Origin of the sequence: Lentzea sokolovensis (assembly GCF_033949975.1) — a bacterium.
Classification (GTDB): Bacteria; Actinomycetota; Actinomycetes; order Mycobacteriales; family Pseudonocardiaceae; genus Lentzea; species Lentzea sokolovensis.
Map to the genome: position 1 here is coordinate 772,039 of NZ_JAXAVU010000010.1, position 12,470 is coordinate 784,508.

At 67.9% G+C, this 12,470-nt stretch carries 10 protein-coding genes and 1 riboswitch; of the genes, 2 read left to right on the forward strand and 8 right to left on the reverse strand.

Translation table 11 applies throughout. From position 1 onward, the window contains the following. Positions 1 to 411: 411 nt before the first annotated feature. The 3 genes from SK854_RS25685 to SK854_RS25695 are packed head-to-tail and all read right to left on the reverse strand — an operon-like array spanning position 412 to position 3,148. Positions 412 to 1,389, reverse strand: a complete 978-nt coding sequence (locus tag SK854_RS25685; RefSeq protein ID WP_319977650.1) for an ABC transporter substrate-binding protein — start codon at positions 1,387 to 1,389, stop codon at positions 412 to 414. Further along, positions 1,386 to 2,126 carry an ABC transporter ATP-binding protein gene (locus tag SK854_RS25690; protein WP_319977651.1) on the reverse strand — a complete coding sequence of 247 codons (741 nt, stop codon included), beginning with the start codon at positions 2,124 to 2,126 and terminating at the stop codon, positions 1,386 to 1,388. The genes SK854_RS25685 and SK854_RS25690 overlap by 4 nt, the downstream gene beginning before the upstream one ends. After that, the gene (locus SK854_RS25695; protein WP_319977652.1) at positions 2,126 to 3,148 is read right to left on the reverse strand and encodes a FecCD family ABC transporter permease; all 1,023 of its coding nucleotides are present in this window, start codon (positions 3,146 to 3,148) and stop codon (positions 2,126 to 2,128) included. The genes SK854_RS25690 and SK854_RS25695 overlap by 1 nt, the downstream gene beginning before the upstream one ends. Before the next feature lie 33 nt (positions 3,149 to 3,181). After that, positions 3,182 to 3,314: riboswitch (cobalamin riboswitch) on the reverse strand. Between the two features lie 90 nt (positions 3,315 to 3,404). Here SK854_RS25695 and SK854_RS25700 point away from each other — a divergent pair. Continuing rightward, complete coding sequence (locus tag SK854_RS25700; RefSeq protein ID WP_319977653.1) at positions 3,405 to 3,824, forward strand: YciI family protein; 420 nt, start codon at positions 3,405 to 3,407, stop codon at positions 3,822 to 3,824. Positions 3,825 to 3,896: 72 nt separating this feature from the next. Here the strand turns inward: SK854_RS25700 and SK854_RS25705 are convergent, their stop codons facing one another. From SK854_RS25705 to SK854_RS25720, 4 genes are all read right to left on the reverse strand, one after another. Then, positions 3,897 to 4,934: a 3-isopropylmalate dehydrogenase gene (locus SK854_RS25705; protein ID WP_191301032.1), complete on the reverse strand. Its 1,038-nt coding sequence runs from the start codon at positions 4,932 to 4,934 to the stop codon at positions 3,897 to 3,899. 276 nt (positions 4,935 to 5,210) lie between these two features. Continuing rightward, entirely contained in the window at positions 5,211 to 8,486 is a 3,276-nt protein-coding gene (locus SK854_RS25710) for a S8 family peptidase (protein WP_406601833.1), read from the reverse strand. A gap of 241 nt (positions 8,487 to 8,727) precedes the next feature. After that, positions 8,728 to 10,317 carry a phosphoglycerate dehydrogenase gene (gene serA, locus SK854_RS25715; RefSeq protein WP_319977655.1) on the reverse strand — a complete coding sequence of 530 codons (1,590 nt, stop codon included), beginning with the start codon at positions 10,315 to 10,317 and terminating at the stop codon, positions 8,728 to 8,730. A 698-nt stretch (positions 10,318 to 11,015) separates the two neighbouring features. Beyond that, positions 11,016 to 11,423 carry a hypothetical protein gene (locus tag SK854_RS25720; protein ID WP_319977656.1) on the reverse strand — a complete coding sequence of 136 codons (408 nt, stop codon included), beginning with the start codon at positions 11,421 to 11,423 and terminating at the stop codon, positions 11,016 to 11,018. Positions 11,424 to 11,604: 181 nt separating this feature from the next. Between SK854_RS25720 and SK854_RS25725 the strand changes: the two genes are divergently transcribed. Next, positions 11,605 to 12,180: an AAA family ATPase gene (locus SK854_RS25725; RefSeq protein WP_319977657.1), complete on the forward strand. Its 576-nt coding sequence runs from the start codon at positions 11,605 to 11,607 to the stop codon at positions 12,178 to 12,180. Here SK854_RS25725 and SK854_RS25730 read toward each other — a convergent pair. Next, complete coding sequence (locus tag SK854_RS25730) at positions 12,113 to 12,376, reverse strand: DUF397 domain-containing protein (protein ID WP_090051086.1); 264 nt, start codon at positions 12,374 to 12,376, stop codon at positions 12,113 to 12,115. The genes SK854_RS25725 and SK854_RS25730 overlap by 68 nt on opposite strands. Between the last annotated feature and the right edge of the window lie 94 nt (positions 12,377 to 12,470).

Here is a 12,470-nt window from a genome sequence, read left to right on the forward strand (position 1 = left end):
TACCCGACGCGCTCGTCAATAATGATGGCAACGTGCTGAAGCATGTCGGCGATGCTGCCACAGCCCGGCGCGGTGTACCAAGCGACGGGAGGAAATCTCCCACTATCTGGTCACGGGTTCACGCCTGTGACTGAACGCAAAGCGCCCCTCTGCTGGAACAGGAACCAGCCGCCGCAACCCGCCCCGCGCGGTGCCACCCGCGCCAGGCGACCACGTACGAAGCCTGGCGTGGCGATGCGAAGCGAGCCGTCTGAACCTCATGGGCACGGCCGGGCGCTTTTCAGCCCGGCCTTTTCCGGCCGTCAAGCATCCCGCCAGAGGCTCAAGGTCAAGCCCCAATCGCAACCCCGCTCAGTTCCGTCACCACCCGAGGGACCACCCTCGCAAGGTGACTGAACCAACCCGACGGCCTCACCCCTGGGACAGGAACTTCGCGAACGCCTCGATCGAAGCCGCGTTCCGAGGCGACTCCACCAACGCCGCATACGGCAGCGAGAAGAACCGCTTCCCCCGGACCGCAGGCGAGTTGGCGAGCGGAGCGAAGCCCTCCAGGAACGCCTGCTTCTGCTCAGGCGTGTTCGCCTCCCCGTCCGCGTAGTCCACGATCAACACGACATCCGGGTTCCGCTGCACCACGGTCTCCCAGTTGACCGTCGTCCAACTGTCGTTGAGATCCCCGAAGATGTTGTCCCCGCCGGCCTTCGAGATCACGTCCTGAGGCGCGGCGTTCTTCCCGGACGTGAACGGCTGATCCTGCCCGCTGTCGAAGAGGAACACCTTCGGCCGGGGCTTGCCCTCCATCAACCGAGCGGCGCCGGCGATCTGCTCCTGGTACCCCTTCACGAGCTCCTCGGCCTTGGCCTCGACCCGGAAGATCTTCCCGAGGTTGCGCAGATCCGTGTACAGCGCATCCAGCGCGGGCATGATCCCGCGCTGCTTCCCCACCCCGTTCCGGCAGGCCTCGGTCAGCTGGTAGGTCCCGATCCCCAGAGCCTTCAACGAGTCCGGCGTGAACCCGGTGCTCTCGCTGAACCCGTAGTTCCACCCGGCGAACACCAGATCGGCGTTGACCCCCTGCACGACCTCCTTGGAGATCTTGTCGGACAGGTGCTTCACACTGCCGAACTCGGCCTTCCACGGCGAGGTCCGCACGTCGACGGTGTCGACACCGGACACGACGTAACCCGCCATCCGATCCTTCAACCCCAGCGCGAACATCAACTCGGTGATGCCGGTGTCGTTGGTGACCACTTTGGACGGAATCCTGTCGAACGTGACCTGCTGACCGCAGTTCGTGACGGTCACCGGGTCGGATGCGGAGGTGTCCTGGGCGACCGTGGCGCCGCAGCCGGACACCACCAGCACAGCGGCAAGAACAACGGCTCTCAAGGGGTGACCTCCTGGTCGAACAGGAGCTGGGGAACTCCTGTGGTCGGATGCCGCACGACGTGCGCGGTGACGTGGAAAACCTTGGCGATCAGTTCAGGCACGAGCACGTCCACGGGCGTGCCGGAGGCGACGATCCGGCCTTCGTCCAGCACGTACAGCCGGTCGCAGAAGGAAGCGGCGAGGTTCAGATCGTGCAGAACCGTCAACACCGTGACGCCCAGCCCACGTGTGAGCCGGAGAACGTCGAGCTGATGCCGGATGTCGAGGTGGTTCGTGGGCTCGTCCAGCACGAGCACGCGTGGCTCCTGGGCGATGGCGCGAGCGATGAGAACGCGCTGACGCTCACCACCGGACAGACTGAGGAAGCTGCGCGAAGCGAGATGCGAAACGTCCACGGTGGACAGTGCCTCGGAAACCACCCGGGAATCACGCGCGGGATCGCGGTCGTGCGGCAGCCTGCCCATCTCCACGACCTCGGCGACCGTGAAGTCGAACTCGACCTGCGACTCCTGGGTCAGCGCGGCGAGGTGGCGGGCGACGTCGTGTCGTTTGTGGACGTTCTCGCCGTCGAGCAGGACGGTGCCGGCGTCGGGCTTGAGCGCCCGGTACACGCACCGCAAGGTCGTCGACTTGCCGCTGCCGTTGGGGCCGACGATGCCGACGACCTCACCGGAGGCGTTCAACGAAATGCCGGAGATGATGTTCCGGACGGTGACGTCGTGCAGTTCGACGCGCATCAGCGGCCTCCGAAGACGTAGGACCTGCGGCGCATCAGGAAGATGAAGCACGGCACGCCGAGTGCGGCCGTGATGACGCCGAGCGGCAGTTCCTCCGGCGCCGCGAGCATCCGCGCGGCCACGTCGACCCAGACCAGGAACGACGCTCCGGCCAGCGGTGCGAGCGCCAGGACCTTGCGGTGGTCGGCGCCGACCACCATGCGCGTCAGGTGCGGCAGCATCAGCCCGACGAATCCGACGGCGCCGCTGACCGCCACCAGCACACCGGTCATGGCGGCAGTGACGATGAACAGGTGCGTGCGGAACCGGTTGACCGCCACACCGAGCGTGGTCGCCGTCTCGTCGCCCATCGCCAGCGCGTTGAGCTTCCGCGCCTTGGTCGTCAGGTAGACGATGCCGGCCGCGGTCACGACGGCGGCGACGGGCAGCGACTGCCAGTTCGCGCCGCCGAGGCTGCCGAGCAGCCAGAACATCGCGGCCCGCGCCGCCTCACCTCGCGGCGCCTGGAACACCAGCAGCATCGCCACGGCGGAGAACCCGTACGCGAGCGCGGTCCCGGTCAGCACCAGCCGCAACGGTGTGAGCCCTCGGCTCGTGCGCGCGGTGATGTAGACCAGGGCCGTGGCGCCGAGACCGGTCAGGAACGCTCCCACCGACAACGCGTAGACGCCGAGGCCGGACAGGATTCCGAGCGTCGCGACCGCCGTCGCCCCCACGCTCGCGCCCGACGAGATGCCGAGCACGTAGGGGTCTGCCAACGCGTTGCGCACCATCGCCTGGATCGCGACGCCGACGGTGCTCAGACCCGCTCCCACGACCGCGGCCAGCAGGACGCGGGGAAGCCGGATGTCCCAGACGATGTGGTACTGCCCGGCGAGGTCCGCGGGGATCGTGCCACCGGTCAGCGCCGCCCACAGCAGTTCGAGCGTGAGGTCGAACGGAACGGAGACGGGGCCGAGCGCGACGCCCGCGACGAGGCTGACGGCGAGCACGCCGACGAGCACGCTGATCTTGGAGAGCACTGGGTCCTTCCCGCAGTCCACGGCGGAGTCGGAAGTTCTCGGGCACCGTGAGCGGGTGTTCGGGCTCGTCCCAGGTGGGACCTACCGTTGCGGGTCAGCGCCGGACTTCGACCGGTCTTCCCCCACGCACGACTGACCCGACCCTACCTGCGAAAACAGAAAGTTCGAAAATTCTCCGGGTGTGATGTCGATCCGGCCCGCGGCCCGTTCGACCTGTGGACGTCACCGAGGAAGACACCGAGCGAGGAGATCCACCGTGAAGTACATCCTGATCATGCGTGCCACCGACGAGGCCTACGCGAACATGGGCGAGTTCGACTTCGACAAGATGCTGGAGACGATCGGCGCGTACAACGAGGAACTGATCCGCGCCGGTGTGCTGCTGGCCGCCGAGGGTCTCTCCGAGCCGTCCGAGGGAGTCGTCGTCGACTACTCCGCCGAACCCCCGGTCGTCACCGACGGCCCGTACGGCGAGACCAAGGAGCTGTTCAACGGCTTCTACCTGCTCAACGTGTCCTCGAAGGAGGAGGCGATCGAGTGGGCCAAGCGCATGCCGCTGACCGGCCCGGGCTTCAAGACCGAGATCCGGCGCGTGCCGACGATCGACGAGTTCCCGCAGGACAACGAGTGGATCCAGAAGGAGCGCGCGTGGCGTGAGGCCAACGGCCAGCTCTGACCGACGCGCGGAAACGCCGAAGCCCGGCCGGGGATTCTCCGGCCGGGCTTCAAAACGTCTAGCGGATGAACCTCAGCCAGTGCGGACGTTCGACGACACGAGTGCCGCGAGACGGTCGCCGATGGCGTAGGTGGCCCCAGGCGACTGGTGGTCCCTGGTAGCGAGATCAAAGGCCACGGAGGCCTCGATCCGGCGGGCCGACTCGTGCTCGCCGAGGTGGTCGAGCAGCAGCGCGACCGACAGCACGGCGGCCGTCGGGTCCGCGATGCCCTGGCCCGCGATGTCCGGCGCCGAACCGTGCACCGGCTCGAACATCGACGGGTTGCGACGGGTCACGTCCATGTTTCCCGACGCGGCCAGGCCGATGCCACCCGTGACGGCGGCGGCGAGGTCGGTCAGGATGTCGCCGAACAGGTTGTCGGTGACGATCACGTCGTAACGGCCCGGGTCGGTGACCATGTGAATGGTCGCCGCGTCCACGTGCTGGTAGGCCACGGTGACGTCCGGGTGCTGCAGCGAGACCTCCTCCACGACGCGCGACCACAACGAGCCGGCGTGCGTGAGGACGTTCGTCTTGTGCACCAAGGTCAGGTGCCGGCGCTGACGGTTCGACGCACGCGCGAAGGCGTCCCGAACCACGCGCTCGACGCCGAACGAGGTGTTCAGCGAGACCTCGGTGGCGATCTCGTGCGGCGTGTCCTTGCGGAGCAGGCCGCCGTTGCCCGCGTACGGGCCTTCCGTGCCCTCGCGGACCACCACCATGTCGATCTCCGGCGGGTCCGCGAGCGGGCTGCGGACACCGGGGTAGAGACGAGCCGGGCGGAGGTTCACGTGGTGGTCGAGTTCGAAGCGCAGCCTCAGAAGCAGGCCCCGCTCCAGAATTCCGCTCGGCACCGACGGGTCGCCCACCGCGCCGAGCAGGATCGCGTCGTGCTGGCGAAGCTCTCCCAGCACCGACTCGGGCAACAACTCTCCCGTGGCGTGCCAGCGCGCCGCGCCGAGGTCGTAGCGAGTGATCTCGGCCGCCGGAACGACCTCTCCGAGGACCTTCAGGGCCTCAGCGATGACCTCGGGCCCGATCCCGTCTCCTGGGATCACTGCGAGCCGCATCCACACACCTCCCAGGTGTCAGTCCCCAATTGGTGGGACTACTTTCCTTCGCGAAAGGCTACCGGCATCCAGGCCGCCCGCCGCATGCCGGACACCCCATCGGGGTGTTATCTCCCGTACTGCGGGACACCCACACGGCCCATATCCCACTTTCGAGTGTCACTCGACCGCAGGAACGGGGTCGCGTCAAGGGGTGACGGCAGGCAGTTCCGGGCCGTGACATGCCGAGAGGCCCGGTTCCAAACGAAGAACCGGGCCTCTCGTGAAACATCCGATCTAGTAGGCGCCGCCCCGGCCACTCGACTTCACCAGGACGACCGACGCGCGGTCACCGTTGGCGTTGTGGTGGTTGAGGACCAGCAGACCCTCGGACTTGTCGGCCTTCAGCGAGGCCTCGTTCTTGTTCACCACGAGCGCGGTACCCGGCTTCGCGAGGTACGAGAGCGCCGCGTCGCCGCCGCCCTGCGCCCACAGACCCGGCTTGAGCGGGTCGTAGGACAGGTTGCGGTCGATGACGTCGACGAGCTTGTTCGCGTTGCCCGGCGCGGCGTAGTAGCCACCGACGCCCACGACGTACGAGAGGCGGGCCGTGTCCTTCGTCGCGTCGATGCCCAGTGCGCTCAGCAGCACCGGCAGGACGACGACGTTGGTGTCCTGGACGTTCGCGTCGACGTCGCCGAACAGGCCGTTCACGCCCTGGATGTCGACGGTCTCGCCCGTCTTCAGGTCCACGGTGGACGCGACCAGCAGGTCGGTGTCGGTCAGGCGGGTCGCGAACACCTCGAAGTCCGCCGTGCCGTCACCGTTGGTGTCGATGTCGACGAACGGGATGGTGTTCTTGCCCAGGTTGTACCAGTTGCCCCAGGTCGCGACACCGAACGCGAGCAGCGCCTCCTCAGGCTTGCCCTGCGCCTTGGCCAACGGGGCCGTGGAGGCCGCGCCGACGTAGCGGAGGTCGCCGCCCTTGGCGGTCTCGTTGAGCGCGCAGTTCTCGGTGACGTTGCGCTTGCAGTCGCGCAGCTTCGGCGACTGGGCCTGCAGCTCGAGAACGCTGATCAGCGAGCGGTAGGCCTGCGAGCCGGTGCCCTGGTCGAGACCCTTGCCGGTCACGTTCAGCACGGCCTGCTTGTCGTTGCCCCGGAACTTGAGGCTGGACGCGGTCTTGATGTCCGCGACCGGCTTCGGCGCCGAGTAGACCGAGAGGCGCAGCGGCACGGTGGCACCGGCGGTCGGCGTGAAGGTCACGCGCCCGGAGGCGTCCGCGAGGAACTGGCGCGGCACGTCGAGCTGGTTGGCCTCGACGGTCGAGTCGACCGTCTTGCGCAGCGCCTTCGGGTCGTCGATCTTCAGGGTCACCTTGACGCGCGCGACTCCGCGCGGGCTCAGCTTCACCTTGTCCTGCGAGAGCACGTAGCTCACGCCGGGGATCGTCGTGGCCGCGGTGTAGCCGACCTTGTACTCCACGGACTTCGTGGACTTGTTGACCAGCTTGATGGTCTTGGACTTGGAGACGGCCTTGGCGACCTCGACGACGCCGAAGTTCGCGCTGACGTAACCGTTGTCCTCCTCGACGTACGCGAGGACCTGGTTGTCGATCGCGGACTTGCCGTCCACGCGGCCGGTGCCGACCCGGTTGGGCGCGAAGGTCTTGCCGTCCTCCTTCACGTCCGCACCGGCGGTGTTCATGATCGAGGCCTTGACCTCTTCCAGCGTCCAGTCCGGGTGCGCCTGGCGGACCAGGGCGGCGATGCCGGCGACGTGCGGGGACGCCATCGACGTACCCGAGATCACCAGACGGTCGTTGCCGGAACCGACCGCGGTCGACGAGATCGTGTCACCGGGGGCCGCGACGTCCGGCTTGATGGACTGGCCGCGGGTGCCACGGCTGGTGAACGCGCTCGGGGTGTCCGAAATGGACTGGTCGAACGTCGGCACCGTGGTGCGCAGGACGCCTGCCAGGCGAACGGTCAGCGTGCCCGCGTCCAGCAGCGGGCGCACCTGGGTGGTGGCGTCGCCGGTGAACTGGAAGACCGGGATGGTCGCGTTGCCCGCGATGCCCGCGTTGAAGTTGTTCAAAGTGGACGACAGCACCACGCCCGCGGCACCGGCGGCCTGCGCGTTGTTGGTGCGGCCACCGGAACCACAACGGCGCGTCGCGTCGTTGTCGTCCCACTCGAGCCACACGTACTTGCCCGCGAGGGCCTCGGTGATCGGCTGACAGCCGTCGAGGTTGCCGGCCTGGGTCAGCTTCACGACAGGCAGGGTCTTGTCGTAGTCCAGGTAGCCGGTGAAGTTCTGGCTGTACTGGCCGGGCTTCGCGCCCTGGCCGGTGACCACGGCGCCGTCACGAAGCACGGACGAGTCGCGCACGGACGCGACGGTCAGGGCCTCGGGCGTGTTGCCCGGCGAGCCGCCGATGTCGTAGAGGTCGCCGCCGTTGCCCGCGGAGAAGACCGGCATGACGCCGACCTTGTACAGCTTCTTGACGAAGAGGCTGTCGGGGTCGTCCGGTGCGCCGTAGTCGGAACCGAGCGACAGGTTGACCACGTCGAGGTGGTCGGAGAAGTCGCCGTCGCCGTCGGGGTCGAGCGACCAGTCGAGCGCCTGCGAGGTGACGTTGGTCGAGCCCTCGCAGCCGAAGACCTTCAGCGCGAAGATCTGGGCCTTCGGCGCGGTGCCGGGGCCGATCTTCATCTCGTTGAGCTTCGCGGCGTCGAGCTTGGCGTAGTCGCCCTTGAACGTGCTGCCGTCGGCGTTCTCGCCGAAGCCGGCCGTGGTGCCCGCGACGTGCGAGCCGTGACCGTTGCAGTCGATGGGGTTCGGGTCCGGCTTCGGCGTGTTGATCGCCGGGTCGGTGCTCTCCCCGTCGTAGTCCTCGCCGACGAAGTCGTAACCGCCGACGACCTTCGCGGTCGGGAAGTTCGGGTCCTTCGCGCGCGGGTCGACGGCGCGGAACGCGTCGACCGTGCCGGGGCCGCCGAAGTTCGCGTGGGTGTAGTCCACGCCGGTGTCGATGATGCCGACGCGAACGTCGTCGCCGAGCTTGCCGTACTGCTGCCAGACGTTGAGCGTCCTGGTGAGCTGGACGGCGTTCGAGTTCTGGCGCTTCTTCGGCACGACCGGGTAGACGGCGAGAACGTCCTGGCGCTGGGCCAGTTCGCGGACCTTCTGCGCGTCGGCCTTCACGACGACGCCGGGGACGCCGTTGGAGGTGCGGTAGAGCTCCTTGGTCTGCGTGTCAGCGGTCTTGAGCTGGCCGACGACCTGGTCGACCGTGGCCGACGTGTCGTTCTTGGCCTGCTTGGCGGCCTGCTTCGCGACCTCTTTGCCCTGGCTCTTCTTCTCGTCGAACGCGTCGACGGCCGGCTTGCGGTCCAGCGCGACGAACGCGGTGACCGAGCCCGCGGCGTTCAGCCTGGGAGAAACCTTGAGGTGCAACGCTTTCGCGTCCAACCCGTGCGCACCCTTGACCGGCTGCGCGAGCGGTTCGCTCTGCGCCTGTGCCGTGGCAGGTGCGATCAGCAGTGTGGTGATGGCAGAGAACACCACCAGACTCGATCGTCTCTTCACAACGTTTGCCCCAACCGAGGTGTGTGCCTTCGACCCGAAAGACAGTGCCGTGCCCTCTACGGCACCGGGTCAACCTCGTGGGGACGCTAATCGCTGATCGTGTGTCTGCGACTGCCCCGAAAGTATGAATGTGGTCTACGGATAGTTGCCTGTTACGACTTCGTTGTGAATGACGACGAACACGGGAAGGGGACTTTGCCCGTCCCCTTCCCGTTTGTCGTGACTATCCGAAGTCGACAGACCTGACCGTGCGCGCACCGACGGCGGCACCGATCGGGTCGAGCACCTGGGTGTCGACCGGGCGGTCGACGCGCAGCACCATGACCGCGTCGTTGCCGGTCTGGCTGATCTGCGCGGCCTCGATGTTCACGCCGGCCTCGCCGAGCAGCGTGCCGACGGTGCCCATGACACCCGGACGATCCGGGTACTCCAGCAGCAGGACGGTGCCTTCGGCCCTCAGGTCGAAGTTGCGGCCGTTGATGTTCACCAGCTTCTCGACCTGCGCGATGCCGCTGACCGTGCCGGAGACGCTGAACGTGCTGCCGTCCGCGTGCACCGACTTCACCGTGACGAGGCTGCGGTGGTTCGGGCTCTCGGTCTCCTTGACGAGCTCGACGCTGACGCCCAGGTCCGCGGCGAGGCTCGGCGCGTTCACGAACGTCACCTGCGACTCGACGACCTTGGAGAACACCCCGCGCAGCGCGGCGAGCGGCAGGATCGCGACGTCCTCATTGGACAGTTCGCCGCGGACCTCGACGGTGACGCTGGTCGGGGCCTTGGGCGACAGTGCACTGAGGACGGTGCCGAGCTTCTGCACCAGCGGCAGGTACGGGCGGACCTCTTCGCCGACCGCACCGCCCTGGACGTTGACGGCGTCCGGCACGAACTCGCCGGCGAGCGCCAGGATGGTGCTCTTCGCGACGTCGGTGCCCGCGCGGTCCTGCGCCTCGGCCGTGGACGCGCCGAGGTGCGGGGTGACGACGATGCCCGGCACGTTGAACAGCGGGCTCTCGGTCGTGGGCTCGGTGGAGAAGACGTCGATGCCGGCGCCGCCGACCTGGCCCTCCCTGACGGCCTCGGCGAGAGCCTCCTCGTCGATGAGGCCACCGCGGGCCGCGTTGACGATGATGACGCCGCGCTTGGCCTTCGCCAGCTGCTCGGCGCCGATGAGGCCCTTGGTCTCCGGCGTCTTCGGCAGGTGGATGCTGATCGCGTCCGCCTTCTCGAGCAGCTCTTCGAGGCTGACGAGCTCGATGCCGAGCTGGGCGGCGCGCGCGGCCGAGACGTACGGGTCGTAGGCGATGAGCTCGACACCGAACGCGGCGATGCGCTGCGCGAACAGCTGGCCGATCTTGCCGAGGCCGACGACGCCGACCGTCTTGCCGTTGAGCTCGACGCCGTTGAACTTGGAGCGCTTCCACTCGTGGTTCTGCAGCGTCTCGTGCGCGGCCGGGATCTGGCGCGCGACGCTCAGGAGAAGCGCGACAGCGTGCTCGGCGGCGCTGACGATGTTGGACGTCGGCGCGTTGACGACCATCACGCCGTTCTGCGTGGCGGCCGGGACCTCGACGTTGTCCAGGCCGACACCCGCGCGGGCCACGACCTTCAGCTTGCGCGTGGCCGCGAAGACCTCGGCGTTCACCTGGGTGGCGGACCGGACGAGCAGAGCGTCCGCGTCGGCGACGGCGGTGAGGAGGGCTTCGCGGTCGGTGCCGTCTACGTGGCGCACTTCGACGCCGTCACCGAGAGCGTCCAGAACGGACGGCGCGAGCTTCTCGGCGATGAGGACAACAGGTCGGCTCGTGTTGCTCACGGACATCGCTCCCAGGAAGGGTCGGATCGTGGGGCGCGGGCGTGGTCGGGGGCGGCTGGCCCGCGCCGACCGGAGCACCGCAATGTGTCCGGACTGTTAACGAGCATAGACACCGGCCTTGCGCGCGCATTCCGCCGGGTGGCTCAGGTCACCGCCCGCGTCTTGCAGTATGGGACGAAGCATGGGTGGACGTGGCGTTCACCCGACAGAGTGGCGCCCACGCCCTGGGAACGGGTGGGGCGTTGACGTAGGGCGGGTGGAGGGCTTCGCCTTGGGCGGGCGTTGACGGGCGTTGACGGACGGGGTCGTGCGGAGGCCGTGCGGGTCGGTTTGCGGGCGTTTGTCGCGTTCCAGCGGGGTTGGTCGCGTTCCTTGAGGGTGGTCGCCTTGCGGGAGTAGGCGCGCGGGTCGTGATGAAGTGCGGGGTTGCGATTGGGGCTTGAGGTCAAGCCCCAATCGCCATGAGCGGGGTGCACCGCTACCCAGCCCTGAAGGTTCAGACGGCTCGCTTCGCATCGCCACGCCAGGCCTCGTACGTGGTCGCCTTTGCGTTGCCGGCTTTCCGGGTGGCACCGCGCGCCAAGCCTTCGTAAGTGGTCGCCTTGCGTTGGCGAGTGCGGTGGCGCGAACACCGCCCCCTCGCCTTGGTCCACGACACCGCGGACGAGGGCGAAGGGGCGCGTGTTAGTGCGCGACGGTCATCCGCACGCCACCTTGATGCTGCTGGACGTGCGGATCCACGCGTGAGTGCCGATGCCGCCCTTGATGAGCGCCCGGTACGTCTTCGTCTTCGTGCCGTTGCAGGTGTACGTGGTGACGGCGTACTGGTTGGTCTTCCACACGCCGGACCGGACGACGTGGTCCTTCCAGCTGAGGGTCGTCTTCTCCTGGACCATGATCGTGTAGCCGGTGGTCGCCTGATCGCAGTTGAAGAACCCGCCGAGCCCGTCGATGAAGTTGCCGCGCTTCTGCACGTGGATGTTCACGTGCTTGTCCGGGTCGCACGTGGCCTGCACACCCATGTCCTGCGCCGACGCGCTTCCCGGCACGAGCAGCGCCGCCGCGGTGAGCGCGGCGGCCGCGGCGGTCACGAAGATCTTCCTCAAGGCTTTCTCCCCTGTTCGGCAGATGTGAGGCCACCATGTCCGAGGGGGTGTGCAGGTTTCTTGCGGACTTCTGCATTCCGCAGGTCAGGCAGGCCAGGCGGGTCGGTTTGCGATCGGTTGGCGCCGCGCGCCGGGCCCGCGGTCGGCCTTGATGAATTGTCCGCCGTGGGACGCTTCGAAGATGCCGCTCGTGTGGATCACCGGGGCGTCGGGGGCCGGCAAGTCGACGGTCTGCTCGCTGCTCAAGAGCAAGGGAGAGCTGGCGGTCGACGCCGACTGGGAGGGCTTCAACCAGTGGGTGGACCGGGTGAGCGGGCAGGTCGTCGCCGACCCGCCCGACCCGGTGCCGCAGGGGTGGCTCGACCGGTTCGGGTGGCGGATCAGCCGTGCGCGGGTCGAGAGCTTTGTCGCGGAGGCCGGGGAGCGGGATGCGTTCCTCTGCGGCTGCGTCGAGAACGAGGCGGAGGTGTGGGACCTGTTCGACGTGGTGGTGTGCCTGGTGATCGACGACGCGACGATGCGCGAGCGGTTGAGGACTCGCACTTCGAACTCGTTCGGCAAGCATCCGGAGGAGTTGGCGGCGGCGTTGAGCCACAACGTGCACATGGAGGCCACGTACCGGGGTCTCGGTGCCGTGATCGTCGACGGCACGCGGTCACTGGAGGAGGTCGCCGACGCTGTTCTGGCTGCTACCAGGGCTCGTCGAACTCGCCGTCCTTCGCGCCCAGCACGAAGGCGTCCCACTCCGCCATCGTGAAGGTGAGGACGGGTTCGAGCTGCTTGGAGTTGCGCATGGCGACGTACGTGGCGCCGTCGGTGTGCTCGATGAAGGCGATCTCGACGTGGCCGTCTTCCGGCTCCGGCTCGGGCGGCCGCTTCCACTGCGCGTTGCGGAGGTCCAGCTTGCCGCGCACGTGGGCCTTGTCGTCGTAGATCGGCGCGCTCTCGGTCATGCGAAAGACGCTAGCGGATGGATGCGAACGAAAGCGGAAAGGCCCGCGGAGCGTCACACACGCTCCACGGGCCTCCCTGGGAGAAAGCCTCGAA